The sequence below is a fragment of the Bradyrhizobium sp. SZCCHNS3002 genome (assembly GCF_032377435.1).
Classification (GTDB): Bacteria; Pseudomonadota; Alphaproteobacteria; order Rhizobiales; family Xanthobacteraceae; genus Bradyrhizobium.
On record NZ_JAUHHY010000003.1, the window covers coordinates 154,457 to 179,022 of the forward strand.

The window sequence follows — 24,566 nt, forward strand, 5'->3', positions numbered from 1 at the left end:
GCCGGCAGAAGACATTCACGCATTCATGCCCGTCCGCTCCCGCGGACGACTTGCCTTGATCAAGGATTTTTCGACAGACGGACCCGCGATCAGCGGGCAGCCGGAGCTGCCCGCTGGAAGGTCGCCATGAAGCCCGTTCTCAGGGCGTCGCCGTCGCCAGCGATACCGTTTCGGCCGGAAGGGCGACACATGCGCGCTTGCGGCTGACGCCGCGGATCGCGCCGGTCACCTTCAGCACCTTGCCCGACGGGCAGGACGCGGTTTGCACCAGCGCCACCTCGTAGGGGGCCAGCATCAACGGTTCGGACTTCAGAACGGTCTGGGCGGAGCACGGCAAAACAGCCGCCGACAACAACAGCACGGACACCAAGATACGCATGTGGGATGATCCATCAAACCGGCGGACTGATAATATCAACTGATGGCGAAAGTTTCACGAAGGTTTGAAAATTTTTTCGCACCGCGTGAGCGTCCTCGAAACCATCGCCGGCCACCCGCCGGACAGCAACACGCCCGCACCAGACGGCGCGGGCGTGTTGGAATTGAGGCGCGATACGCTCGACCCGGAAGCCGTCGGCCAGGGGCTCGCGACCTCGCTTAGTACTTGCTGGCGGCCGGCCCGCCCCAGCCGAAGCGGTAGTTCACGCCGACCTTGACCGTATGCTCGTCGCTGTTGAAGCGGCTGCCCACGACCGGAGCCGGTCCGCCCGTGAAGGTCGTATTGCCGAAATTGTAGTACTGGTATTCAGCCTTGGCCGACCAGTTCGGCGCGAACATGTATTCGAGGCCGGCGCCGACGGTGTAGCCGTCCTTGGTATTGCCGGACGTGGTGAAGCCCGTCGGCACGCCGGCGACGCTCACCCCGAGATTGTTGCCGTCCCGCCAGGCGTAACCGCCCTTGGCGTAGAGCAACGCCGGTCCCCAGGTGTAGCCGAGACGGCCGGTGACCGAGCCGAGCTGGTTGGCGCCGGTCGAGGTGACAACCGTCGCCCCCGGGAAGCCGAAATTGGTCGTGTTGCGGTCCATCCAGCTGTACTGGGCCTCGATGCCGAGCACCCAGTTCGGGGCAAACTGGTAGTCGAAGCCGCCCTGCACGCCGCCGAGGAAGCGCCCGTTGTTGCCTTCCAGGCTGTTGTTGCCGGCGAAGGCACCGCCGAGGTGACCACCGAGATAGAAGCCGGTCCAGTTGTAGATCGCCTGAGGGGGCGTGTAGACCGGCGCCTTGGTGTAGGTGCGCGGAGGCATGTCGGCGGCGAAAGCCGGGGCAGCCAAGGTGGTCAAGGCCACTGCACTGATCAAAAACCGCTTCATGGGACGTCCCCGTTATTCGTTTGCGACATCTATCGAACATCATGGCCGCATTTGGGTTGCCCGGTGGCGGTGACGCAGCTGTGATTGCTGCTGCGGTGTCACCAGAGGGCAACAAAGGCCTTTTGTTCCATAGGCTTCCCGAATATTTCGTGAAGCTGACGCCTCGCCCGACATTTGGTCGCCGCAAGGCGACAAAGCGTTCGGCCCGTCCCTGATTTGTGATCGGACGAACCGCTTGGCAAGGCGCTGCGACGACGTGGCAGGCCGTCGAAAACGCCGCGGCCTAACGCGTGAGGCCGGCCAGCTCCGGGAATGGCGTGTAGGTCGACCCGGCACAGAGCTCGCCGGCATCCTCGACCAGGCGGTCGAACCGGCCGTCGACGAACACCGCCGCCCGCTCCTGCGCCGGACGGTAGCTGCCGTCGGACTCGCGCGCCGCATAGCGGAGACAGCTCACATAACGCAGCCGGCCACCGACCGTCCGTTGCACCGGCTCCGCCATGACGCCGTCGCGCACCCCGACCGGATTGTTCAGGTAGGTCCTCAGATAGGACAGGATCTCGCTGCGGTGGTTGGTCGGAAACGGCTGGCTGCCGACGCCACGATCACCGGTATAGGCGATGCCGCGATTGTCCTCGCTCATGAACGCGGCCGGACCGCCGCTCGCGCAGCCGGCCAACAGCAGCGCCAGCACGGTCGCCGGCCACCAGCTCGATCTCCCCATCCCCACGGCGCCCAACTCTTGCAAGCCAATCCCGCGGTCGTTCTAGCTCAAAGCCGACACCCGGGAAATCCGTACCGGCTCACGCCTTCGTCAAGCCGCGACCGCCGGAGCGCTCTGGCGCTCCGGCGGTCGACGATCAGATCTGGCTTGGCCAGGCCGTGGCCGGATCAGCCGCGGCGGGTCGCCGGCGTCACGCGCTTGAGGCTCACCTTGTTGTGATGGCTGAGATGCGCGACGTGGCGATGCTTGTGGCGGACAAGCGAGGCATGCGGCTTGGTCTTCGTCTTGCCGACGGTGGGCTTCATCTCGTTGGCCTTGTCGCCGGCCTGCATCGCGCCCGGCTTGGTGGCGTCGGTCTTGGCCGCATCGGTCTTGCTCACATCGGTCTTCGCGGTGCCAGTGGTCTGGCTGGACTTCGCGGACGTATCGGTTTTTGCAGGACCAGCGGCGAACGCGGGCGCAGCCAGGATCGACGCGGCGAGCAGCGCAACAGACATTGACTTCAGCATGGTCATCTCCGTGATGTGAAGATCTGGAGGCACCATCCAGTCCGGATAGGCTCGTGATCATGGAGACGACGATAGGGAACCGGCACTGAACCCACCCTGAAGTAAAGCGGTGTTTTCAGTTCATGGACATGAAGGGATAGTCATCGAGGTGACTGGTCTGTCATCATGTCGTCCGTATAATGCACCGATCGCGGCGCAAAATCCGCGCAAATGGCCGGGAATATTTCGCAGCTGCGGGAGTTCTTCTCCGTACGCAGTCACCTGTTGGATCGACAACTCGGGAGATACGAATGAAAAAGTCTGCGATCAGGATTGCCACGCTGGCTCTGTTCTCGATGGCCGTGGCCTCCGGGCCGCTGCTTCTGTCGAAGGCCTATGCCGCGGGCAGCGATACCCCGTCTGCGCCGCCGGCGTCGGATTCGGGCAAGAAGAAGAAGGACAAGAGCTCGAGCATCGAAGATCCGAAGTTCCTGGCGGCCTATCGCACGGCCTACACCTCGATCTATGATCGCGGCGACTACACCACCGCGATCCAGCAGCTCAAGGCGCTGAACCGCGAGGACGTCGCCGACGTCGCCAACCTGATCGGCTACTCCTACCGCAAGCTCGGCAACTACCAGGCCTCCAAGCAGTACTACGAGCAGGCCCTGGCGGATGATCCGAACCACGTGCGCACCTGGCAGTATTACGGCCTGTGGCAGCTCGAACAGGGCAACCGCGAGCAGGCCAAGTACCACCTCGACAAGGTCGCACAGCTCGCCGGCACCAACAGCCCCGAATATCGTTCGCTGGCCGACGCGCTGGAGAAACAGCCGGGCACCGGCCTCGTCTACTGACGGCGCGATCGGAGCAGCTCCGATCTCGACAGTGGCGCAACCCGAAAGGGTTGCGCCATTTTCGTTTGTCCCATGCCCTTCGTCCGCTAAGGATAGGATGTCTCGCAGTTCATTTTCATCACGTCTTTTGGACAGGAGATTGCCTCGTGGAGCCCTGGCTTGGCGCAGCACTCGATTACATCAAGGATTGGCTGGCCTTTCAGGTCGCGGTCTCCGAGCAGCCCGGCTGCATCCTTGCGATCGCCCATCGCGGTGAGATCGTCCTGGAGGCGGCCTACGGCCACGCCAATCTCGACAGCGGCGAGAAGCTGACGCCGCGGCACCGCTTCCGCATCGCCTCGCACACCAAGGCGTTCACCGCCGCAGCCCTCATGCGCCTGCGCGAGCAGAAGCGGTTGAAGCTCGACGACACCGTCGGACAATACGTCAAGGATCTGTATCCGGACGTCGCCGCGGCCACGCTGAACCAGCTGCTGTCGCACACGGCGGGCCTGATCCGCGACGGCAAGGATTCCGGCCAGTTCACCGACGGCCGCTCCTATCTCGACAAGGATGAGCTGCTGGCCGAGCTGAAGCTGCCGCCGGCGATCGATCCCAACAGCCGCTTCAAATATTCCAACCACGGCTACGGCCTGCTCGGCCTGGTCATCGAGGCGATCACCGGCGAGCCCTACCCGACCTGGCTCCAGCGCGAGATCATGACGCCACTTGCCTTGCGTGAAAGCGCGCCGGACATGACGCTGCTCGGCAAGGGTGTCCCGTTCGCGCGCGGTCATTCGCGCACCGTCCCCGTGGGCCGCCGCGTCGTGATTCCCGGCGACAATCCGACCAACGCGATCATGGCCGCGGCCGGCGTGGTCGCGACGGCAGCCGACACCGCCCGCTTCTTCGCCCAGCTCGCCCCGAACGCGAAGAAGAGCCTGCTGTCGGTCGCGAGCCGGCGCGAGATGATCCGGCGGCAATGGCGCGTGCCCCAAGACGTCGAAGAGGCCTATTACGGCCTGGCGCTCATGAGCGGGACGACCGCCGGCTTCGACTGGTTCGGCCATGGCGGCGGCTTTCAGGGCTACATCTCACGCACCTCGGTCATTCCCGCGCGCGACATCACGATCACCGTGCTGACCAATGCCGTCGACGGCTGGGCGCCCGGCTGGGCCAATGGGGTCAAGTTCATCCTGCAGGCCTTCGCCACCCATGGCGCACCGTCGCGCAGGACGCGCGATTGGACCGGCCGCTGGTGGACGCTGTGGGGCGCCGTCGATCTCGTCCCCTTCGGCGACAAGGTCATGGTCGCCAATCCGGTGTTCATCAACCCGTTCCTCGATGCCGCCCGCATCGAGGTGACTGGGCGCGACACCGGGCGCATCGTGCACGCCGCCGGCTATGCCAGCCATGGCGAGGCGGTCAGGCGCGTCCGTACCAAATCCGGCGCGAGCGAGATCTGGCTCGCCGGCGCACGGGTGAGGCCCGAGCGCGTGGTGAAGGCCGAGATGGAGCGGAAATATCCGAAGGGTCGGCGCAAGAAAGACTCATAGCCCGGACGTCGCTGCACTCATCGGGCCTCCTCCCTGCCCTCCTTCATCAGCGCCTCGGCCTCGCCGCGGAAGGCCTTGCGCGCGTCGTCGCGGGAATAGAACATGTGGCCGCCCGGATAGACCACGAGCTTGACCCGCGGCGGCCGCGCGAAAGCCGGCAATTGGTCGAGCAGGATCTTCGAGCCGTAATATGGCGTGGCGAGATCGAACAGGCCGTGGCCGACCAGGAGCTTAAGCTTGGGATCGAGCGCGAGGATCTGCCGGAGCTCGGCGGTGGACTCCGGCGGGCTGGTGCCGCGGCCGAAATCCCATGACCGGTTCACGGCTCCGCTCAGCAGCTCATAGGAGCCCTCGGGGCGCCAGTTCAGCTTGCGCGTCGTCAGCTCGACCGCCGCACTGGTCAGCGGCGCAGTGAGTACGTCACCCGATGGATCGGAGCTGCGCGACCGACTCGAATCCGGATAGGGATCGATGCCGAGCACCGAGCCGTCATAGCGGCCGGTGATGCGGCCGTTCTTGCGGTCGAACTCGCGGCGAAACTCCGAGACGTCGAAGCGCCCGGCCAGCCTGCGGCTGACCGCCTGGTCGATGCCGGTCAGGCTCGCGACCTTGTCGGCGAGCCGATTGGTTGCTTCCACATCGGCCTCGCCCTTGACGAGGTCGAGCAGGAACTCGCCGCTGGCGTAACGCTCGACGTCGGCAAGATCGGCGCGGGTCACCGGCCCCTTCAACTGCTTGGCGACGGCGGCATAGCTCGGCAGGCTCGCGACATATTGCATCAGGCTCGAGCCGGAATAGTCGCGAAAATCCATCAGCGGCGACAGCAGGATCAGGCCGCTGATGCCGATGCCCTGGTCATGCTGCAGGTTGTTGACGATCTTCGGACCGCGAATGCCGCCATAGCTCTCAGCCGTGATGAACTTGGGCGATGCGAGACGGTCGTGCTTCTCCAGCCAGCGACGCACCACGAGCGACAGCGAACGCACGTCGCCATCGACCGAGAAGAACCGTTTGCGCACCTCGTCGCCGGTCGCGACGAAACGGCTGTAGCCGGTCCCGACGGGATCGATGAACACGAGATCGGTAAAGTCGAGCCAGGTGTCTGCATTCGGCATCAGCTCCGGCTTCGACGAGGGCGTCACGCTGGCCGCATCGATTCCGATCCGCCACGGACCGGCATTGCCGAGTTGCAGATAGGCGGATGAGGCGCCAGGGCCGCCGTTGAAGAAGAAGGTCACCGGGCGGCTGGCGCGATCGGCGCCATCGAGCTGATAGGAGGTGTAGGCGATGTCGGCCTGCGGCTCGCTCTTGTCGTCGAACAGGCGGATCGAACCGGCAGTCGCCGTGAACGACAGCGTGCGGCCGGGCAGTTCGAGCTTCTGCGTCGTGGTGGAGTCCGGCGGCAGCTTGTGCTGCTCGGCGGTCGATGCTGAGCCGGGCGGGCTCGCGGCGCGATTTCCAGCCGAGCCGGTGCGATGTGACCCCGGCGCCGCGGCGTCCTGCGCCGCCGGTGGCGCGTCCTCGGCGTGCAGGGCCGGCCCGGCGAGCACTGCCGTCAAGGCCAACGCCATCAGTCCCGGCCACGCGACGGACGATCTCAAACCTGCCATCAGCTCACTCCCTCGACCAGGCGGTTGGCGTAACCCGCCATTTCTGCAAGCGCATGAACCGCGGCTTGGGAGCAAGCTCAAGCAACTCTTCCGTGATCCAGGTCACATCAGCACCCGTGCCTGGTCCCCTCAGGTGTGTTATGGGCTCGAACCTCTCCAGCGCTTCCGACGTCCCATCACCGGGACACCCAGGTTTGGGACAAGAGGCGCGCCGCCGATCGCGATCACGGAGTTCATCATGAAGTTGCCGACGCTCATCATCGCAGCCCTCACCGGGCTCGCCGGACCGGTCGTGATTGGACCGCCGGCGGCCTGGGCCGGCCCGCCGGCGGCGCTGGTCGAGGACGTCCAGGGGGATGTGGCCGGCGCCGAGCTGATGGACTATGTGGCGCCCGGCCAGGTGATCAAGCTTGGCCCGGATGGCGCCGTGGTGATGAGCTACCTCAAATCGTGCCGGCGCGAGACGGTCAACGGCGCCGGCAGCGTCACCGTGGGACCCGGCGAAAGCACGGTCGACGGCGCGACGCTCAAGAGCGACATCGTCAATTGCGACGCCAGCCACGCACAGGCCACCTCGCGCGAGACCAGCGAGGTCGCGGCCACGATCGTGCGCAGCGTCGGACCGGACAGCGCACCGGTGGCGCAGGCGATCATCTACAGCGCGTCGCCCATCTTCGAGGCCAAGGGCCGCGGCACGCTGGTCGTCGAGCGCCTCGACCAGCCCGGCGAGCGCCAGCAGGTCGAGCTCTCGGGCCGGCAATACAAGGGACGATTCTACGATTTCGCCGGCACCAGCCACCCGCTCACGCCCGGCGGGACCTATGTTGCGAGCTTCAGCAACGCGCGGATCGTGTTCAAGGTCGACGCACAGGCCAAGGCGGGACCTGGACCCGCGGTCGGGCGATTGATCCGGTTCAACTGAGACCGAAGGCTTTTATCGGTGGCGATCGGACGCCGGACGCGCGACGCCATTGCCGTCATCGCCATCGCGCTGGCGTGCGCGGGCCTGTTCGTGTCGCCAGTCTTCGAGCGCGGCCGTGGCCTGTCGCTGGATGCGCTGACATGGCTGCGCTTCGAGACCTTCGGCAACCGTCACGATGCGGCGGCGAGTCCGGCGGTGGTGATCGCGGTCGACGAGGAGAGCTACCAGGCGCCCCCCTTCAAGGGTGCACCGCTGTTGACATGGACCGGCGAGATCGGCCGCGTGATGACGGCCGTGCTCGATGGCGGCGCCAAGGTGGTCGGCTTCGACATCGTGTTCCAGACATCGATCGAGCAGTCGGAGATTCCGCTCGGCGACAGCACCCTCGGCGAGAAGACGCGCGGCTTCGATCGCGACTTCCTGCGCGCGCTCGCTGCCGCGGCCGCCGGCGGCAAGGTGGTGCTGGGCGAGATCTTTGCCGAGCCGCCGATCCTGCCCGCACCCGGCCAGCGCATCGCGGTGCGCCAACAGCAGAACCTTCGTCCGCTCAACACCTATACTGACAGCGACGATGTCGTCCGCCGCCATCCGCTGACGCTGTCGGTCGACGGCAAGGCCGTCCCGAGCATGGCGCTGGAACTGGCGGGGCGCGCAACCGGCACCGCGCCGCTCATTGCCGCTGACGGCGTCACACTCGGTGCGTACAAGGTGCCCGGCAGCGTGCCGAGCACCATGACCCTGAATTTTGCCGGCGGGGCCCAGGACATTCCGACCTATTCGTTCGCCGACTTGCGCGCCTGCGCGCTGAAAGGCGACAAGGACTATTTCCGCCGCGAGTTCGCCGGCAAGGTCGTCCTGCTCGGCACCGTCGGGATCGAGGATCGGCGGCTCACCTCGAAGCGCTTCGCAACCCGCGCCGAGGGCGCGCGGCGGCCGCGCTGCGTGCTGGACGAGCGCAGGATCGCCGAGACGTTCGCCCGCAGCACCATTGCCGGCGTCTACATCCACGCCACGGCGGTGAACAATCTGGTGCGGCAGGACGCGGCAACCGAACTCGGACGCCCTGCGATCTACGCCATCGCCGCAACCATCGCGCTGCTTGCCGCGCTGCTCGCCCGACTGCTGCGGCCCGCCTCCGCAGCGGCCATCCTGGCCGTGGTCGCCCTGCTCTACACCGTGCTCGCAACCGCTCTCTTCGACCATGCCTACGCGCTGCCCCTGGCGGAGCCGCTCGCAGCGGGCGTGCTCGCGCTGGCAGCGACCACCGGCTATCGCTTCATGGTCACCGACAAGGACCGCAGGCTGCTGCAGAAGAGCTTTGCCTATTACCTCGCACCGCACGAGATCGACCGCATGCTCGCTTCGCGCCGGCTGCCGCAACTCGGCGGCGAGACCCGCGAGGTCACCGTGTTCTTCTCCGACATCGAGGGCTTCTCGCGCCTCGCCGAGCAGATGACGCCGGAGCAGCTCATGGCCCTCACCAACGAATATCTCTCGGCCATGACCGACGTCATCGAAAGCCACGACGGCTATGTCGACAAATACATCGGCGACTCCGTGGTCGCCGTGTTCGGCGCTCCGCTCGACGATCCCGATCATGCGCGCAGCGCGGCGCGCGCGGCGCTCGACTGCAAGGCGAAGCTCGCCGAGCTCAACAATACGTCGACGGCGTTCCAGGGCATCAAGGTGGCACAGCGCATCGGCATCAACAGCGGCGCCGCGCTGGTCGGCAATTTCGGCTCGCAGCGCCGCTTCAACTATTCCGTGATGAGCGACGCCGTGAACGTCGCCTCGCGGCTCGAGGGCGCCAACAAGTTCTATGGCACCACGATCATCGCCTCCGAGAGCACGGTGACGCTCGCCGGCACCGAGTTCGCCTGGCGCGAGCTCGACACCATCCGGGTCAAGGGTCGCGAGCAGTCGCTGAAGATCTACGAGCTGCATGGCCGCGCAGCCGAGCTCAGGCCGGAGGAACAGGTCCTCCTGACCGGCTATGCCACAGGCCTCGCGCATTGGCGCGCCCGCGAGCTGCCGCAAGCGGCCGACTGCTTCGCGCGGGGCGCACCGAGCGATCCTCCGAGCCGCGTCTTCGCCGAGCGGGCGAAAGCAACCCTGGGGACCGGCTCCTCGTCCTGGGATCCCGTGCGGAGCCTGCAGGAAAAATGACGCCCCGATGACTTCCGCGCGTGCGCGTATGTCCTGGCCACATCAGCCTCACCGCGGCCCCATTGCCCCAGGATACCGGCCGCGATGGACAAGCACGGGCAAGGTCGGCTAGACGACACGGCGCCTGTTACCGGCCAACCGACCAGCGAGCCCTGCGACGCATGACCACGTCCAAGCGATATGAGCGGATCGCCTTCGTTGCGAGTCCGAGTGCCGAGGCCCAGGCCGCGCTGACGCAGCTCTCCGCGCTCTATGGCAACTCCGATCCGGACCTGGCGGACGTCGTGGTCGCGCTCGGCGGCGACGGCCTGATGCTGCAGACGCTGCACGACCACATGCGCTCGGGCAAGCCGATCTACGGCATGCATCGCGGCACGGTCGGCTTCCTGATGAACGAATTCAGCACGATCGATCTGCATGGACGGCTCGAAGCGGCACAGGAATCGGTGATTCATCCGCTGCTGATGCGGGCGACGGATGCTGCAGGCGTCGTTCACATCCACCACGCCATCAACGAGGTCTACCTGTTCCGCCAGACGGCACAGACCGCGCGGCTGCGCATCCTGATCGATGAGCGCGAGCGCATGCCGGAGCTGATCGCCGACGGCGTGCTCGTCGCGACGCCCGCGGGCTCCACCGCCTATAATCTCTCCGTGCAGGGCCCGATCCTGCCGATCAACGCCGCGCTGCTGGCGCTGACGCCGATCAGCGCGTTCCGGCCGCGGCGCTGGCGCGGCGCCCTGCTGCCGAACACCGCCTATGTGATCATCGAGGTGCTCGAAGGCGACAAGCGGCCGGTCGCGGCGGTGGCCGACCATGACGAGGTCCGCAACGTCCAGCGGGTCGAGGTGCTTTCCGACAAGACGATCTCGATGCGGATGCTGTTCGACGCCGGCCACAGCCTGGAAGAGCGGATCCTGAGCGAGCAGTTCGGCTACTGACATCTCGGTTGTCCGCGCCTTTTTGCGCCTCAGCCGCCCCGCGCAACGCTTTGTTAACCCGCGGCTCCGTATGGTTAATGCGCGTTGACCACCTTCACCGGTGATCCCTCCGGGCCGGCCCAAATGTATCGCATCGACTTCAACAAGCTGCGCTTTCTCGTCTGCGACGACAACCCGCACATGCGCCGCATCCTGCGCACATTGCTGCATTCGTTCGGCGCCCGCGAGGTCAACGAGGCCGAGGACGGCGCGACCGCTCTCGAGATGTACACTCATTTCTCGCCTGATATCGTCATCACCGACTGGGCAATGCCGATCTTCGACGGCCTCGAGCTCGCGCAGATGATCCGGCAGCCGGAAGCCAAGGGCAATCCCTACGCGCCGATCATCATGCTGACAGGGCATTCGGAGAAGCGCCGGGTCACCGTCGCGCGCGACGCCGGCGTGACGGAATTCCTCGCCAAGCCGATCTCGGCCAAAGGCCTGTATCAGCGCATCCTCAACGTGGTCGCCAATCCGCGCCCCTTCATCAAGACAAAGACCTATTTCGGCCCGGACCGGCGCCGCAACACCAACACGGCCTATATCGGGCCCGAGCGCCGGATCGGCGGCGAGGCGGAGATTTTCCAGCAGCCGTCACTTCTGGATAAAGCGCGCTCCGCAGTTTAGGGGCGCGGCAGTGAGCCGGCGTTAACGCAATCCGGGGATCGGCGCCCAGCGCTCCAAGCTCCTCGGATATGAATCGGGGCGATGCGTCGAAGTGCGCTGGTCGGCATCATCAGGGGATATCGAGATGGCAAAAGACAAGACCCCGGCGATCCAAGTCAAGACCTACGCCTCGCATCACGTCATCACCCAGCCCAATCCGCTGAAGAAGGTGCTGCGTCGCGCCGAAGAGAAGGATCTCGACGATCCGATCGCGCGTGCCGAAGCCGCGCTCGAAGGGCTGTCCGGCGAGTTCAAGTCGTGGATGGACACCGAGGCCGATCGCCTGACGAAAGCCTATGCAGCAGTCCTCAAGACCGGCTTCGACGACGATGCCTGCGAGGAGATGTTCCGCGCGGCACACGACATCAAGGGCGACGCCGCGACCTTCGGCTATCCCGCCGCCGCCGAGGTTGCCGACAGCCTTTGCCGGATCATCGAGCACGCGCCGGATCTCGAAAAGGTCCCGGCCGAGCTGTTCGAGCATCACGTCAACGCGATCCAGGCGATCGTGCATGATCATACGAAGTATGACAGCGCGACGGTCGCAGGCGAACTGAGCCGCCGGCTGCGCCGCGTGGCGGACGACTATCTGATCCAGGTCAACCGCAACCGGCCGGAGCATCTCGAAGCGATCCTGGCGCCGAGCCTCGTGCCGAGCGATCAGCCGTAATCGGATGGCGATCACGTAGGATGGGCAAAGCGCCGCCGCAAAGCGGCGGTCGCGTGCCCATCATGGATCGGCAGTCTTTGCAGCAAGTCGGTGGGCACGACGCCCCCGCGCGCTCGAACGTGGCAATATCTGCGACGCGCCTTTGCCTACCCTACGGCAGCGCACACGGTTCACGCCGCGATCAGTCCGAACTCCAGCCCGGCGACGAAATCCTCGGCCATCACCTCGTCGCAGAACTCACGGGCCTCGTCGCGCGCGGATTCGGTGGCGAAGCGGCGCAGCAGGATCAAGAGCGGCGCCGCCGCGTCGCGGTCGGTGGCGCAATGGGTGAGCACGCGCTCCACCATCTTGCGGCGCAGGATCGCTGCCCCGCTCAAGGTGTCGGCAAAGCCGTTCTCGCGGCAGACCTCGAGCGCGATGCTGAAGGCGTCGAAGGTGGTGTCGGGAATGCCCGCCTTGCGCAGCAGCCCCTGCAGGCTGGCGCGGCCGCGATCGTTGAGCAGCGCCGCCACCCGCGCCCGTGGCATGTCGGCGAGCTCCGACAGCGCGATCTCGAACAATTCGACATTGCCGGAGAGCAGCGCGCGCAGGATCAGACCCGCGGTGAGTTGCGAGGTTGCGCGCAGATGCTGGACCAGCCCGCGCAGCTCCTCGCCGCGCGAGCGCGCCGCGATGGTGATGGTCGAGCGGTCGCGCGCCTCATTGGTGATGCGCCCTGCCCTGTCGGCGCTGAGCCAGTTCCTGGCGACCACGAACTGCGCCAGTGTCTCTGAGAGCTTGTCGACCAGCGCCGCGCGCGTCGCGGCCGGCAGATCGTCCAGCACCAGCATCGCTTCGCGGATGGCGGCGAGATGGCCGTGACGCTCGACGATGCGGTCCCAGGAAAACGGCGCCAGCTCGGCATAAGCATTCTCGATCAGCTCGAGCGCTGCAGCGGCGCTGCCGACCTCGGCGATCGCTGCGCACACCGGCGCCGGCAGGCCGACGCGGCGCGCGATCGCGCATTGGGTTTCGGAGTTACCAGTCGCGACGATGTCGACGAGGTCGGCATCGATCAGCAGCGGCGAATATTCGAGGATGATGGCGGCGACAGAAGCCTGGTCGGTGGCGAGCGCCTGGACGATGGCGGCCGGCGCCTCCTCCGAGCGGGCGAACACCTCCGCCATCGCCTGCCGCACCAGCGGCGACGGATCGTCCAACAGCATAAGGAGCGCGCCCTCCGCGGCGCCGCGATCCTCGTCGCAGAGATCCGACAACAACCACGCCCGCGCGAGCGCCCTGGTGGCCTCTGCCCGCTCACCGGCGGGTGCGGTTCTGACCCAACTGAGAAACTGCCGAACGATCATGGTCTTTCCGGCTTACGCAACTTGCAGACAAAGGCCACGAGGGCCTCAACAGCACCGAAAATAAACCACGACGCTTAACAAAGCGTTCACCATAAGTAGCTGGTTTTGTTGATGTTTTGTTAAGGCGACAGGTTATTTCTATACTATGATACCACTCAACGCCTCATTTGGCCGTAATCCGACGGGGGAAATGCGGCCGCCGCCGACGGTGCGAGCCGCGGCGGGACGTCAAAAATAGTTCTTTTTCATCAATGGTTCAGCGACGCGTGCGACCGCCTGCGCCGGCGCATCAGCCCGAGAAGGTGCCGTGCGGATCGCTGAACAGGTCGAGCCTGCGCTGACCATTGCCGCTGGCATCGTTGCTGCCGCCCTCCGGCGGGGTCGCACTGGCAACCGATGAATGGCCCCACAACTCGCGCACGGTTGGCGAGACCGCCTGGCTCGACTGGCCGTCGACCTGGAATAGCGAACGAAACATCGGATCCGCCGGACGGTTGACGGCCGATGCGTCGGCCGTCGTCGAGGCGCCGGCCCGGGATGAGCCGCGCGCATCCGGAAACATCGACAGGAAGGTTGCGGTGTCGGTCGTCGGTAGCGCGCCGCCGCCGGCCGCATTGGCCGCGACATTCGTCCCACCGTAGAGCGCAAGCGCGCCCCGGGTGGCCGAGGAATTGGCGGCGCCGGCATAGCGCGTGTTCAGGACTGCATAGACCTGGGACACGCTGCGGGCTTGTCCGTCGCGATCGTAGAAGATCGGCCGGTTGGCCGCGGCGGCACCGGGAAACATCTGCGTAGCCGATGCGTTCGGCGTCTCCCGGGCGCTGGTGATCAGCTTCGCGGCGCCGCCGACGCCCATGAAATGCGCCATGTAGAGCTCGGCATCGGTCGGCCGGCGGCCGATCTTGCCGGTGAGCTGGAAGCTGTTCGATTGCGTGAGCGCAGCGGCCATGGCGGACGACGCCTGCGGGTCGTCGCGCAGCTTCATGATCGCCTGCCGCATGGCGGGATCGCTGACCGTATAGTCGCCCGACGATGTCCGGGTGATCGCGTCGGCATATTGGCCGTAGCCGAGATCGGCGCCGGCTTCCTTCACCGTGCCCAGCCAGGTCTGGTCGATGAACTGGTAGAGCCCGCGCGCTGACGACGTCGAGGCGCCGGCGGTCGGATTGAAGTCGGACTCCATCTTGGCGGTCGACAGCAGATATTCGAAGCTGGTGCCGACGCTGTCGGCGGCCTGCTTGATCGCGCCGGCGACCTTCGCCCGGACGCCATCGAGGAAACCGGTGGACGAGGAGTTGGATGCGTCGACCGACATGGGAAGACCCGCTGTTTGCAGATTCGCTGGCAGACGAACGCGCCGGAAACGTCCGGCAAAATGCGGCGGGTATGGTTAATGGCGGGTTAATTCGCTGGGCCCGGCCGGGCCAATGAACGACAGGACAGACCCGGAGGAAGGTCGCTGGCCTACTTGCGATAGACCTCGGCCGGATCGAACAGCCGGTCGGCCTCGACAAACACCAGCCGCGCGCCCTCGCCCTCAGCCCGCTCCACCTTGCGATAGAAGCAGGAGTGGCGGCCGGTGTGACAGGCCGCGCCGGTCTGCTCGACGCGCAGCCAGACCGCGTCCTGGTCGCAATCGGTGCGCATCTCGACCACGCGCTGGGTCTGGCCCGAGCTCTCACCCTTGCGCCACAACGCATTGCGCGAGCGGCTGAAATACCAGGCTTCGCCGGTTGCCACCGTCTTGCGCAGCGCCTCCTCGTTCATGTGGGCGACCATCAGCACGTCGCCGCTCACGGCGTCCGTCGTCACGCACGTGACGAGGCCGGCCGCGTCGAACTTGGGCAGGAAGGCCAAGCCCTCCTCGCGCTCGACTGAGGATGAGGACACGAAACTCTCGCTAAGATGTTGCTGGTCTTACCGTTGCGGCGAGCGCACCATCGACAGGAAGCGCCCCTGCTCGGCCGGATTGTCCCTGAACATGCCGGTGAAGCGGCTGGTGAAGGTGATGGCGCCGTGCTTGGCGACGCCGCGCACCGACATGCAGGTGTGCTCGGCCTCGATCATGACAGCGACGCCGCGCGGCTTCAGCACCTCGTCGATCGCAGCCGCGATCTGGGCGGTCAGATGCTCCTGGGTCTGCAGGCGGCGGGCGAAGATGTCGGTCAGGCGCGCCAGCTTGGACAGGCCGACGACACGCTCGACCGGCGTATAGGCGATATGCGCGCGGCCGTAGAAGGGCATCATGTGATGCTCGCATTGCGACGTGAACTCGATGTCGCGAATCAGGACGAAGTCGTCGTAGCCGGCGGTCTCGCCAAAGGTACGGTCGAGCACCTCGGCCGGGCACTGGTGATAGCCCTGGTACAGCTCGTCATAGGCCTCGACGACCCGGCGCGGCGTATCGACCAGCCCTTCGCGGGTCGGATCCTCGCCGATATAGTTCAGGAGCGTGTAAACCGCGGCCTCGGCTTCGGCGCGCGACGGCCGTGGCCGGTCCGGCCGCACGGCAGCAGCAAGAAAATCGGCAGGATCGAGCTCTGCAGCGCGGGGGTCGGTCAGCTTGGCGTCTAACGGCTTGCCCTCGGGCTTGGTGGTGCGCAGCGTCTTGATCAAAGTGTCCATCTCAACTCCGTTCGACCGGTCGGCGGTCCGACCGGAGTGTCACCGGCACAGCATCACCTTGAGGGCGTCACCTGCAGAGGCGCCACACGCAGGCTTGGCGCCTCTGGCGCCGGACGCCTGTGGATGTGGCTGGAATTCCTGCCAATCGTTTCCATATACTCGCAATATAGGGCGATGAAACCCGGCCGCCAAGGCCGCCACGCCGGTAATTCCGGGACGTCAGGCACATGCTGAACGACATCTACAACAAGCGCATCATCGAGCTGGCCGGCAACATTCCGCGGCTCGGACGGCTGGACCACCCGGACGCCACCGCCACCGCCCATTCCAAGCTCTGCGGCTCGACCGTCAAGGTCGACCTCAAGATGGATGGGCCCGTGGTGACCGACTTCGCCCACGACGTGAAAGCCTGCGCCCTCGGCCAGGCCTCCTCCTCGATCATGGCCCGCCACGTTATCGGTTCCAGCGCCGCGGAGCTGCGCGAGCTGCGGGAGACGGTCCGGAGGATGCTGAAGGAAAACGGCGCGCCGCCGGAGGGCAAATGGGCCGACATCGCCCTGCTCGAGCCCGTCCGGGATTACAAGGCCCGCCACGCCTCGACGATGCTGACCTTCGATGCCGTGGTCGATGCCATCGGCCAGATCGAGGCGAAGGCCAACGGCGCGGAGCCGGCCGCCGCCCAGGGCTGAGGCAACGCCGCTTCCCGCCCGCGCGAGCAGAATGACCGATCCGTAGCCCGCATGAGCGCGGCGACATGCGGGAGCAGTATTTCGACACGCCGATTCTTGGCGCGAGGCCCGGCTCACCCAGGCGACGTCGATGCCTATTGCTGTGGCGTCGCGGCGACGGTCGCGGGCGGCAACGCCTCGGCGGTACGCGACAGTTGCGCCTTGTCCAGCGCAACGGGGAAGCGGTCCTGCTGCTTGTCCTTGGCCTGCGGCTTCGGCGCGAGCTCGGCGACCGGTGTCGTGCCCTTCGGCGGCAGCACCTCGGCGATCAGATCCGTGGTCACGACATTGGTGAGCCGCAGTTCGGCGCGCGACAGCTCATGCAGGTCTTCCCACGGCGGCACGTTCAGCGCCAGCGACAGCAGATCGCCCGCTCCACCCATGTCGAAGGTGTATTTGGCGAGACGCCCGATGTCGCGCTCGACGATCATCAGGTCCTGCGCCGTGTAGCTCGCCGCCTTGGCGTCGTCGGCGCGGTCTCCCATCCAGATCTGGTGGACGCGGACATGGGCCGCATCCGGAACATAACGCGTGGTTCCGGCCAGCAGCAGGAACACGCACATCGACTCGCAATAGGCCTCGGGCATGACCCGCGGCCGATCACCCCCGCGGCTCGGGCGTTGGGTCATGCCGACGGTGGTGCGCATCTTCAAGCCGCGGAACCGGCGGCCCAAGGTGATCGCGTCATTGACGGAGCCGCCGCTGGAATCGAGCACCAGCGTGGTGCCAGTCAGGTCGCGATCCCTCGCGAAATCCTCGAAATCCTTCGGCGTATCGCCGGTGACGATCCCGACCGCGCTGACCCAGCCGCAATTCGGCTCGCAGGCGACCCAACCAAACCGCATCGGGAGTTTGCGCTCTTCGAGCGCGCCGCCGGCGCGCGCCGTGTTTGACATGATGGTGATCGCGCCACCGACCACCATCCCAAGCGCTGCAACACCGAGTAGCATCCAGCGCAATTCACGCGACCGCAGCAATCTCACGCGCAATCCGTCCCCCTCGTCAAGCTCGGTACGCAGTTCCTCGGTTTTCTTGCGGAAAGACCTGACAACTTGGCCTCAAATCCGTTATTAGTCTGTCACATCCTTGCCGAGAAACGTATCCGGGCAATCACCTACCGTCCAGCTGCGGCGTGCTGCGACGCCGCTGAAAACCGGCCATTGTTGCATCACATCACCACAAATGACCGAGAGCCGGGTTCCCTGCCGAGGAACCGGTCAGAAGCTCGCCCATCCATCTTGCATCGCGCTCATGAAGCACTCATGCTCTGACATCGGCTGCCATTCTGCGCACATCGGGTCGCTGCTGGCCCGACTCCCGCGGCGCGCTGCTCATGCGCTGATCTGGCTGTATCGCCACACCTTGTCGCCACTGGTCGGCTACAATTGCCGGCATCTGCCGACCTGCTCGGTCTATGCCGATGAAGCCATCGAACGCTTCGGGCTCTGGGCGGGTGGGTGGATGACACTCGCTCGGCTGCTGCGCTGCCAGCCCTTTGGCACCTCGGGCATCGACAACGTCCCAACGACGGCTCCTGTGCGCGCCCGCTGGTACCTGCCGTGGCGCTACGCGCGATGGCGCGGCGTCAACGGCCCGGACTGATGTGCAGCGCAACAGACGCCTCGCCCGTCGATTGATCTGCAGAAAAAGGGCCTGGCGAAATCTGTAGTCAGGCTTATTCTTACGCCAAGAGCCGGCGCTCCCAGCAGGAACCGCGCTGCCTCGGCCTGCATTGATGTGACGCTTCCTTCGGGAGGAGACAACGATGCGCTGGACAATCAGTCCCAGAAGCAACCGATCGCGCAAGAGCATCGGTCCCGACCATGCCGACCACCACGATGCCCGTCAGGTGGACCTGCTCTGCATCATCGCTTTGTTGATCGTCATTGTCGGTGCCTGGCGCTATCTCGCCGACAGCACCGCCCTGCCCCCGCCGACGACGTCCTACATCGTGCCCAGCCAGAGCGTGCACTGGTGAGATTCACCCCTACCATCTCGGCCAAAAGATGAAATCGTCGCGCCGCGGCGGCGGATAGAGAGGAACGGGCTCCGGCGTCCGCGGCACGCGCCGGGCGCGCGGCGGCGGCTGATAATCCGTCTCTGGAGGGGCGCTCGCTTCGGCCGACACCGTCGCGTCGGCAGGAGGCGATCTCACCGCGAGCAGGACATTCGATTCCCGCGTTCGCCAGCGATAGCCGATCCCGAACTCCAGCGGCTGCGCACGCTCGAACAGCTTCGCATAGCTCCTCTGGTACATGTCCGGAAACTTGTCGATCGGCCCGGCGTAGCGTCCGAACGGCAGGAAACGCCAGGCCCGCGCCTCATAGCTCGCGAGCGGGATGCCGGAATCATCCTGGACGACGGTCGCACTGTTCTTGAGCAGCCAGCTGCGGACCCGTCCGAAGCCGTTCTCATGCAACAGATAGGACGCGCTCTTCAGCAGGCTGTCGCCTGGCCCCAGCGGCTCGCAGAACTTGAGCAGCCCACTCGCCTTCACGCCGGCATCGGAGAGATCGGTGGAGAAGTAATAGAGCGTCTTCACGACCCCGTCGGCGCCGGCGAACAGAATACGCGCGCCCTTTGTCGCATTGCGCGCCGGCGGCTCGGAGTTGCCGTGCAATCCGCCGTTCTCGTCCAACCAGATCAGGCTCGCCTCGCGGATCGTCTTGCCGGTGCGTGCCAGGAACACGTAGAGGATCGGCAAGGTCCCTTCGAGCTCGCCTTCGCGCAGGTCGACCTTCATGTCCTTGGTGATGAAGAAGGAGAAGCTCAGGATCGACTGCAACGAGCGTTCGACATAGGACAGTGCCGGGCCAATGCCGCCGCGCGGCAATCTGGACAGGTCCGGGATCGGGCCGGTTGGCTCGAGCGCCGCCAGGACATAGGTCGTTGCCTTCGGGTGAAAGGCGTCGGCATAGAGAAAATCCGGCCCCGAGAAGAAATAGAACATCGCCGGCTGCGGGGCCGTCAGATTGGCATCCGTCCAGGCCCTGATCTTCGACAACTGCCGCTGCTCGAGCTGATTGAAGGCGTTGTCGAAGAAAGCCGCGTGCCGCCGCCACGCCGGATCCTGTACGAAGGGCGCAAGTGGCGAGCCCGCCGCCGGCGCCATCCCCGCCAGCACCCGCGCCGTATCGTCCGGCGTGACGGACTGAGCCCGAGCCTCGAAGCTCGGGGCAAGCATCAGACATGCGACGGCGAACCAGACTCTCGAGACCCACAGCATTTCAATCCGAACCCGATGCGAGCGTTGCGGCGACACGGCGCGACCGCGCGTGAGCGAACCAATAGATCACCAGTCCCGACGCCATTGCGCCTGCGCCGAGCCCTGCCTGCAACGGCCGCGTCATGACGAGATAGTACATCATGAAGAAGGTCACGCTGAGGAAGATCAACGGCGTGACCGGATAGCCCCAGGCGCGATAGGGTCGCGGGAGATCTGGCTGCACGATACGCAGCTTGAACAGTCCGACCACGGCGAGAAACGAGCAGGACAACAGCGAGAACTGGACGAGGTCGAGCACCGACTCGAAGCTCTCAGTGAACAGCATCAGCGTGGCCACGGTGAGCTGGAACAGCACCGCATAGGCCGGCGCGCCGTTGCGCGAGCGCCGTGCGAACACCGACAACGCCGGAATGTCCTCGCCCATCGTCATCAGCACGCGCGGGCCGATCCACATCATCGCGGCGATGGAAGGAACCAGTCCGATGCAGATCATCGCGGCCACGAAGCGGCCGCCGGCTTCGCCGAAGATATGACTGCCCGCGATACTCGCAACCTGGAGCTGGCCCGCGAGCGCGTCCATCGGTGCAGCCCGCAGGAAGACAGCGTTGAGCGCAATGTAGAGCACCAGAACGATCACCGTGCCCAGCAGCAACGCGCGCGGCAAGGTTCGCTCGGGCGCATGCAACTCGCCGATGATGTAGGTCGCCGCGTTCCAGCCGGAGAACGCGTACATGACGAACACCAGTCCCGTCGCGAACGCAGCGCTCGTCACGTGGCCGAGATCGGTCGCGGCCGGCAGGAACGTCACCGGTTGCGGGGCAGCGATGGCATAGCCGGCGATCAGGAAGGCGGTGATGAGCCCGAGCTTCAACAGGGTCGACAACAGCTGGAAGCGGCTCGACTGCCTGATGCCGCCGAGTTGCACTGCCGTCACGAGCCAGACTGCGCCCGTGGCGAGCAGCATCGGCGGAACGCCCGGGATGACGGCACGGCCATATTCTCCGAACGCCATGGCCGCGAGTGCCACGGGCGCTGCGAAGCCCACGGTCGCCGAGACCCACCCGGCCATGAAGCCGATCGCCGGGTGGAACGCCCGCGTGAGCAAATTGTACTCGCCGCTGGAGCGAGGAAACATCGTGCCGAGTTCGGCGTAGGCCAGCGCCCCGCAGATCGACACCAGTCCGCCCACCGCCCACAGCGCCAGGATGGAGAAGCCGGATGGGATGTCGCGGACCTGGAAGCCGAGGCTGGTGAAGACGCCGACCCCGATCATGTCGGCGATGACGATGGCGGTCGCGACCGGCAAGGACACGGATGGAACCCGGTCGCCGTCCGCCCGGCCCAGGCTGGGATCGTCCGCCTCGGATGCAGCCATTTCGTCGAGGGACGCCGTGCGCCCCTTCCTCTGCCTCAGCCCAGGTTCCCGCCGAAGCATTCAAACATCGTTAACGGGCGTTAAATATGACCTTCCTCAAGGGTATTTTTGAACCGATTTCGGCCGGGGCAGGCTGCGGCATTGCATCGGGCGGCCAAACGACCCACAATCGCGACACGTTCGCGTGGTGTGTCCCGGTGCGCCCGGGGTTGACCGGACACGATCCTTAACGCGACCTCAATTTCGGCGGCGCAGGTTGAACGAAATCCGCTGGTTGAAGAGCCGCGTTGGGGCTCGAACGCGTCTTTGGGGACGGATGATCGGGGAACACCAGAACGTCATGAGGTCTGTGCGCCAGGGCTTGCGCCTCTGGTGGCGCGCGGCATCGGCGCTGGCAATCTGTCTTTCCGTCACGCATTGCGGCAAGGCGCCGAATCCCGAGGCGTTGGCCGCCAACGCATCGACGGCCCAGGGGCTGACCTTCGACGACCGTTTTCCGGTACCTGAATTCAGCGACCGCTTCCCGTCCGCGCAGGAGAGCTTCCGGCTTCACACGCCCTCCGACTTCGCTTCGAAGCCCGCGCCCTCTCAGATCGCATCGCTGGAGCCGCAACGGCCGGAACGGCGGCAGCGTGAGGATCTGACGACCCTCGTCAGCATGAAGTCGTCGGCCTTTCCCTATTTCGGCAACAACCCAGCCTCCGACGCGCCGTTCCTGAACGTCAGCAACGGTGAGCGACGCGGCCACCGCAGCTTCTCCGGCCGCGTCTACTGGCAGGACCAGACCTACAACGACAGCCGCGTGCTGGTGCACGTCCCCGAACAGTTCGATGTGCGCAAGCCGGGCGTGATCGTCGTGTTCTTCCACGGCAACGGCGCCACGCTGGAGCGCGACGTGCGCGACCGCCAGTTGGTGCCGCAGCAGATCACGGCGGCCGGCGTCAACGCGGTGCTGCTCGCGCCGCAGATGGCCGTCGACGCCGCCGATTCGAGCGCCGGCAAGTTTTGGCAGCCCGGCGGCTTCAAGCGCTTCATGGACGAGGCTGCGGCCAGCCTCGCCCGCCTGACCGGCGATCCCGCGAGCGCGAAGACCTTCGCCGGCATGCCCATCGTGATCGTCGGCTACAGCGGCGGCTTTCTCCCTACGGCCTGGAGCCTCGAGGTCGGCGGCATCAGCGACCGCGTGCGCGGCGTGGTGCTGCTCGATGCGGTCTATGGCCAGCTCGACAAATTCGCCAACTGGATCGAGCGCAACCGCTCCGGCTTCTTCATCAGCTCCTACACCCGCTATACCGCGCGGCATGATCAGGAGCTGATGACCATGCTGCGCAATCGCGGCATCGAGGTCTCCGAGGGCATGGACCGGCCGCTGCGGCCGGGCAGCGTCGTCTTCGTCGAGACCGACGAGGGCATCACCCATCGCGACTACGTCACGCAGGCCTGGACCCGCCAACCGATCAAGGACGTGCTGATGAAGATGGCGGCCGCCCAGCCGCCGATCCGGATTGCGGCCGGAGCCCAGGATAGTTCGAACCGTGTGTCGAGCCGCTGAGCGGGCGGCCGACGCCGCGCTTCAGGACTTCGGCAGCTTCGGCATGTTCTCGACGAAGCCGTTGAAGCAGGCGAGCCGCTCGTCCTCTTCCTTGGTGAACTTGCAGTCGGCGACGGTCTTGGCCTTCATCGCTTTCGGCTTGGCTGCCGGAGGAATAACGGCGTCATAGCAGTTCAGCCGCTCCTTGGTTCCGTCGTCGATGTCCAGGCAGGCCTGGAGCTTGACGGCTGCCGATTGCGGCTTGGCCGGCGCGGCGGCGGCGGTCTTCGTTCCCTTCGGCTTGACCTGCACCAGCGGGCGGTCACCGACCATCGGCGCGCTCTGGGCCAGCGCAGGGGTGCACAGCAGCACTGCGGCCAGGCTCAACATCATCTTCTTCATGCCATATCTCTCTTGTCCGACCCGTGGGCACGCGAGGACGTCCGCCGATGCTACTCGCCGGCCGAGGCAGAATCCACGCCCCCGGCAGCCCCCAACGACATCGGCCTTTAATCCGGTCGGACCGGTCTTGCCAAGCGTCAACCCGCTGCTCGGGCCGGAACCGCGATCTGCGCGCGCTGGCGGCTGGCCAGGATCGCCAGCAATGCCAGGGTCAGGAACATCAGGGCGACGTAGCCGGTGGCGCCGAGCAGGTCGCGTGCAAACAGGCTGCCGCCGATCGCGGAGCCGATGGCCTGGCCGATATAGAGCACGGACGTGTTGAGCGACACCGAGGCCGAGGCGAGCGGCGGCGCGGCTGCCACCAGCCGAACCTGCTGCATCGAATTGGTGGACGCAAATCCCAACCCCCAGATCGCGACCGCCATCGCCATCAGGACGTAGGTGCCGGCCGCCAGCGTCCAGGCCGATACGCCGGCGAACATCAGGCAGGTGAACAACAGCGACGTCCGATAGGCCCCCCAGCCATCGACGATCCGGGTTGCGATGACGACGCCGAGAAAGCCGCAGGCGCCGTAGATCGCGAACACCAGCCCGATCTGGTTGGAGTCGGCGCCGGTCAGGCGCTTCAGCAGCGGTCCCATGAAGGTGAAGATCACGAACTGTCCCGACATCTGCAGGGTCGTGACCAGGAGCAGCAGCACCACCAGGCGGTTGCGGCCGAGCTCGGTCCAGGTCTTCAACGCGACCGGCGCGCCCTTCAGGCCGGATGGCAGGCGCCATGTCAGCAGCACGAAGCTGACCGCGCCGGCCGCAGCGACCGCGAGATAGGCGGCCCGCCAACCGGAATGACTGCCGATGAAGGTGATCATGGGCAGCCCCACGGCGGCCGCCAGCGACCAGCCCAGGAAGACATAGGCGATGGTGCTGCCGCGCTTCTCGACCGGGCTGATCAGCGCCGCGGTCCCGGCGGCCTGCGGTGTATAGAGAGCGCCGACCGCGAGCATCACCAGGCGCAGCGCCAGCAGGCTCGCATAGTCCGGCGCAAACGCCGAGGCGAGATTGCCGAGCGTGAGCACCAGGAGTGTCGCCGCCAGCAGACGGCGCCGGTCGAAGCGGCTCGTCAGCCAGGCGGTCAAGGGCGAGCAGATGCAGAGCACCACCGCGCCGAAGGTGATCAGCAGCCCCGCCGTCTGAATTCCGACGGCGAGATCCGAGGCGAGCTCCGGCAGCAGGCCAGCGGGCGCCAGCACCGAGCAGCCAGTGACGAGATTGCCGAGCATGAGCGAGGTCGGCGCAAGGCGCCCGGAAGCGGAAGCGGATGTCATCGCGCCTCAATAGCAGAGAATTTCATGCATTTGCATGAAATTGTCTCATGCCGTCCATGACTTTCTCTCGTCCTCC

General features: G+C 66.0%; 25 protein-coding genes. 11 read left to right on the forward strand and 14 right to left on the reverse strand.

What is annotated here, in order from left to right; translation table 11 throughout:
* Window positions 1-139: 139 nt before the first annotated feature.
* The 4 genes from QW845_RS07820 to QW845_RS07835 form a co-directional block, all read right to left on the reverse strand.
* Window positions 140-379 carry a DUF6719 family protein gene (locus QW845_RS07820; protein ID WP_315737532.1) on the reverse strand — a complete coding sequence of 80 codons (240 nt, stop codon included), beginning with the start codon at window positions 377-379 and terminating at the stop codon, window positions 140-142.
* A gap of 218 nt (window positions 380-597) precedes the next feature.
* Window positions 598-1,311, reverse strand: a complete 714-nt coding sequence (locus QW845_RS07825) for a porin family protein (protein WP_315801032.1) — start codon at window positions 1,309-1,311, stop codon at window positions 598-600.
* Window positions 1,312-1,594: 283 nt separating this feature from the next.
* Window positions 1,595-2,041: a hypothetical protein gene (locus QW845_RS07830; protein ID WP_315801033.1), complete on the reverse strand. Its 447-nt coding sequence runs from the start codon at window positions 2,039-2,041 to the stop codon at window positions 1,595-1,597.
* 161 nt (window positions 2,042-2,202) lie between these two features.
* Complete coding sequence (locus QW845_RS07835) at window positions 2,203-2,544, reverse strand: hypothetical protein (protein ID WP_315801034.1); 342 nt, start codon at window positions 2,542-2,544, stop codon at window positions 2,203-2,205.
* 290 nt (window positions 2,545-2,834) lie between these two features.
* Between QW845_RS07835 and QW845_RS07840 the strand changes: the two genes are divergently transcribed.
* Window positions 2,835-3,380, forward strand: coding sequence for a tetratricopeptide repeat protein (locus tag QW845_RS07840; protein WP_315801035.1), 546 nt, complete (start codon window positions 2,835-2,837; stop codon window positions 3,378-3,380).
* A 146-nt stretch (window positions 3,381-3,526) separates the two neighbouring features.
* Entirely contained in the window at window positions 3,527-4,915 is a 1,389-nt protein-coding gene (locus QW845_RS07845; protein ID WP_315801036.1) for a serine hydrolase domain-containing protein, read from the forward strand.
* Between the two features lie 17 nt (window positions 4,916-4,932).
* On the opposite strand, the gene QW845_RS07850 is transcribed toward QW845_RS07845, so the two are convergent.
* The gene (locus tag QW845_RS07850) at window positions 4,933-6,525 is read right to left on the reverse strand and encodes a S10 family serine carboxypeptidase-like protein (RefSeq protein WP_315801037.1); all 1,593 of its coding nucleotides are present in this window, start codon (window positions 6,523-6,525) and stop codon (window positions 4,933-4,935) included.
* A 238-nt stretch (window positions 6,526-6,763) separates the two neighbouring features.
* On the opposite strand from QW845_RS07850, the gene QW845_RS07855 reads away from it, so the two are divergent.
* The 5 genes from QW845_RS07855 (at window position 6,764) to QW845_RS07875 (ending at window position 11,932) form a co-directional block, all read left to right on the forward strand.
* Entirely contained in the window at window positions 6,764-7,447 is a 684-nt protein-coding gene (locus tag QW845_RS07855) for a hypothetical protein (protein WP_315801038.1), read from the forward strand.
* 18 nt (window positions 7,448-7,465) lie between these two features.
* Window positions 7,466-9,613, forward strand: coding sequence for an adenylate/guanylate cyclase domain-containing protein (locus tag QW845_RS07860; RefSeq protein WP_315801039.1), 2,148 nt, complete (start codon window positions 7,466-7,468; stop codon window positions 9,611-9,613).
* A 161-nt stretch (window positions 9,614-9,774) separates the two neighbouring features.
* Complete coding sequence (locus tag QW845_RS07865) at window positions 9,775-10,554, forward strand: NAD kinase (protein ID WP_315714654.1); 780 nt, start codon at window positions 9,775-9,777, stop codon at window positions 10,552-10,554.
* A gap of 123 nt (window positions 10,555-10,677) precedes the next feature.
* The gene (locus tag QW845_RS07870) at window positions 10,678-11,223 is read left to right on the forward strand and encodes a response regulator (protein WP_172107934.1); all 546 of its coding nucleotides are present in this window, start codon (window positions 10,678-10,680) and stop codon (window positions 11,221-11,223) included.
* Window positions 11,224-11,347: 124 nt separating this feature from the next.
* A complete protein-coding gene (locus tag QW845_RS07875; protein ID WP_315801040.1) occupies window positions 11,348-11,932 on the forward strand; it encodes an Hpt domain-containing protein in 585 nt (194 codons plus the stop codon).
* Between the two features lie 170 nt (window positions 11,933-12,102).
* On the opposite strand, the gene QW845_RS07880 is transcribed toward QW845_RS07875, so the two are convergent.
* From QW845_RS07880 to folE, 4 genes are all read right to left on the reverse strand, one after another.
* A complete protein-coding gene (locus QW845_RS07880; RefSeq protein WP_315801041.1) occupies window positions 12,103-13,278 on the reverse strand; it encodes a DUF2336 domain-containing protein in 1,176 nt (391 codons plus the stop codon).
* A 289-nt stretch (window positions 13,279-13,567) separates the two neighbouring features.
* Window positions 13,568-14,593, reverse strand: a complete 1,026-nt coding sequence (locus QW845_RS07885; protein WP_315801042.1) for a lytic transglycosylase domain-containing protein — start codon at window positions 14,591-14,593, stop codon at window positions 13,568-13,570.
* 149 nt (window positions 14,594-14,742) lie between these two features.
* Window positions 14,743-15,168 carry a phosphoribosyl-AMP cyclohydrolase gene (gene hisI / locus QW845_RS07890; protein ID WP_315801043.1) on the reverse strand — a complete coding sequence of 142 codons (426 nt, stop codon included), beginning with the start codon at window positions 15,166-15,168 and terminating at the stop codon, window positions 14,743-14,745.
* Between the two features lie 27 nt (window positions 15,169-15,195).
* Window positions 15,196-15,903 carry a GTP cyclohydrolase I FolE gene (gene folE / locus QW845_RS07895; protein WP_315801044.1) on the reverse strand — a complete coding sequence of 236 codons (708 nt, stop codon included), beginning with the start codon at window positions 15,901-15,903 and terminating at the stop codon, window positions 15,196-15,198.
* Window positions 15,904-16,130: 227 nt separating this feature from the next.
* Between folE and QW845_RS07900 the strand changes: the two genes are divergently transcribed.
* Complete coding sequence (locus tag QW845_RS07900; protein ID WP_315801045.1) at window positions 16,131-16,592, forward strand: iron-sulfur cluster assembly scaffold protein; 462 nt, start codon at window positions 16,131-16,133, stop codon at window positions 16,590-16,592.
* 134 nt (window positions 16,593-16,726) lie between these two features.
* Here QW845_RS07900 and QW845_RS07905 read toward each other — a convergent pair whose 3' ends face one another.
* Window positions 16,727-17,620, reverse strand: a complete 894-nt coding sequence (locus QW845_RS07905; RefSeq protein WP_315801046.1) for a hypothetical protein — start codon at window positions 17,618-17,620, stop codon at window positions 16,727-16,729.
* A gap of 262 nt (window positions 17,621-17,882) precedes the next feature.
* Between QW845_RS07905 and yidD the strand changes: the two genes are divergently transcribed.
* Window positions 17,883-18,233, forward strand: a complete 351-nt coding sequence (gene yidD / locus QW845_RS07910; protein ID WP_315801047.1) for a membrane protein insertion efficiency factor YidD — start codon at window positions 17,883-17,885, stop codon at window positions 18,231-18,233.
* 163 nt (window positions 18,234-18,396) lie between these two features.
* The gene (locus QW845_RS07915; protein WP_315801048.1) at window positions 18,397-18,609 is read left to right on the forward strand and encodes a hypothetical protein; all 213 of its coding nucleotides are present in this window, start codon (window positions 18,397-18,399) and stop codon (window positions 18,607-18,609) included.
* A gap of 9 nt (window positions 18,610-18,618) precedes the next feature.
* On the opposite strand, the gene QW845_RS07920 is transcribed toward QW845_RS07915, so the two are convergent.
* Window positions 18,619-19,857 (reverse strand): hypothetical protein, encoded by a 1,239-nt coding sequence (locus QW845_RS07920; RefSeq protein WP_409997878.1) that lies wholly within the window; start codon window positions 19,855-19,857, stop codon window positions 18,619-18,621.
* Between the two features lies 1 nt (window position 19,858).
* Window positions 19,859-21,232, reverse strand: coding sequence for an APC family permease (locus QW845_RS07925; protein ID WP_315801050.1), 1,374 nt, complete (start codon window positions 21,230-21,232; stop codon window positions 19,859-19,861).
* 340 nt (window positions 21,233-21,572) lie between these two features.
* Between QW845_RS07925 and QW845_RS07930 the strand changes: the two genes are divergently transcribed.
* Window positions 21,573-22,784: an alpha/beta hydrolase gene (locus tag QW845_RS07930; RefSeq protein ID WP_315801051.1), complete on the forward strand. Its 1,212-nt coding sequence runs from the start codon at window positions 21,573-21,575 to the stop codon at window positions 22,782-22,784.
* Window positions 22,785-22,805: 21 nt separating this feature from the next.
* On the opposite strand, the gene QW845_RS07935 is transcribed toward QW845_RS07930, so the two are convergent.
* Both QW845_RS07935 and QW845_RS07940 read right to left on the reverse strand, forming a co-directional pair.
* Window positions 22,806-23,165, reverse strand: a complete 360-nt coding sequence (locus QW845_RS07935; protein ID WP_315801052.1) for a hypothetical protein — start codon at window positions 23,163-23,165, stop codon at window positions 22,806-22,808.
* Window positions 23,166-23,302: 137 nt separating this feature from the next.
* Window positions 23,303-24,490 (reverse strand): MFS transporter, encoded by a 1,188-nt coding sequence (locus QW845_RS07940; RefSeq protein ID WP_315801053.1) that lies wholly within the window; start codon window positions 24,488-24,490, stop codon window positions 23,303-23,305.
* Window positions 24,491-24,566 lie beyond the last annotated feature (76 nt).

Bases quoted from the DNA above. Each gene is read 5' to 3' on its own strand.
- QW845_RS07820 (WP_315737532.1), bottom strand. From the start codon at position 379: ATGCGTATCTTGGTGTCCGTGCTGTTGTTGTCGGCGGCTGTTTTGCCG.
- QW845_RS07825 (WP_315801032.1), bottom strand. From the start codon at position 1,311: ATGAAGCGGTTTTTGATCAGTGCAGTGGCCTTGACCACCTTGGCTGCC.
- QW845_RS07835 (WP_315801034.1), bottom strand. From the start codon at position 2,544: ATGCTGAAGTCAATGTCTGTTGCGCTGCTCGCCGCGTCGATCCTGGCT.
- QW845_RS07840 (WP_315801035.1), top strand. From the start codon at position 2,835: ATGAAAAAGTCTGCGATCAGGATTGCCACGCTGGCTCTGTTCTCGATG.
- QW845_RS07850 (WP_315801037.1), bottom strand. From the start codon at position 6,525: ATGGCAGGTTTGAGATCGTCCGTCGCGTGGCCGGGACTGATGGCGTTG.
- QW845_RS07855 (WP_315801038.1), top strand. From the start codon at position 6,764: ATGAAGTTGCCGACGCTCATCATCGCAGCCCTCACCGGGCTCGCCGGA.
- QW845_RS07865 (WP_315714654.1), top strand. From the start codon at position 9,775: ATGACCACGTCCAAGCGATATGAGCGGATCGCCTTCGTTGCGAGTCCG.
- QW845_RS07870 (WP_172107934.1), top strand. From the start codon at position 10,678: ATGTATCGCATCGACTTCAACAAGCTGCGCTTTCTCGTCTGCGACGAC.
- QW845_RS07875 (WP_315801040.1), top strand. From the start codon at position 11,348: ATGGCAAAAGACAAGACCCCGGCGATCCAAGTCAAGACCTACGCCTCG.
- QW845_RS07880 (WP_315801041.1), bottom strand. From the start codon at position 13,278: ATGATCGTTCGGCAGTTTCTCAGTTGGGTCAGAACCGCACCCGCCGGT.
- QW845_RS07885 (WP_315801042.1), bottom strand. From the start codon at position 14,593: ATGTCGGTCGACGCATCCAACTCCTCGTCCACCGGTTTCCTCGATGGC.
- folE (WP_315801044.1), bottom strand. From the start codon at position 15,903: ATGGACACTTTGATCAAGACGCTGCGCACCACCAAGCCCGAGGGCAAG.
- QW845_RS07900 (WP_315801045.1), top strand. From the start codon at position 16,131: ATGCTGAACGACATCTACAACAAGCGCATCATCGAGCTGGCCGGCAAC.
- yidD (WP_315801047.1), top strand. From the start codon at position 17,883: ATGAAGCACTCATGCTCTGACATCGGCTGCCATTCTGCGCACATCGGG.
- QW845_RS07915 (WP_315801048.1), top strand. From the start codon at position 18,397: ATGCGCTGGACAATCAGTCCCAGAAGCAACCGATCGCGCAAGAGCATC.
- QW845_RS07920 (WP_409997878.1), bottom strand. From the start codon at position 19,857: ATGCTGTGGGTCTCGAGAGTCTGGTTCGCCGTCGCATGTCTGATGCTT.
- QW845_RS07925 (WP_315801050.1), bottom strand. From the start codon at position 21,232: ATGGCTGCATCCGAGGCGGACGATCCCAGCCTGGGCCGGGCGGACGGC.
- QW845_RS07930 (WP_315801051.1), top strand. From the start codon at position 21,573: ATGAGGTCTGTGCGCCAGGGCTTGCGCCTCTGGTGGCGCGCGGCATCG.
- QW845_RS07935 (WP_315801052.1), bottom strand. From the start codon at position 23,165: ATGAAGAAGATGATGTTGAGCCTGGCCGCAGTGCTGCTGTGCACCCCT.
- QW845_RS07940 (WP_315801053.1), bottom strand. From the start codon at position 24,490: ATGACATCCGCTTCCGCTTCCGGGCGCCTTGCGCCGACCTCGCTCATG.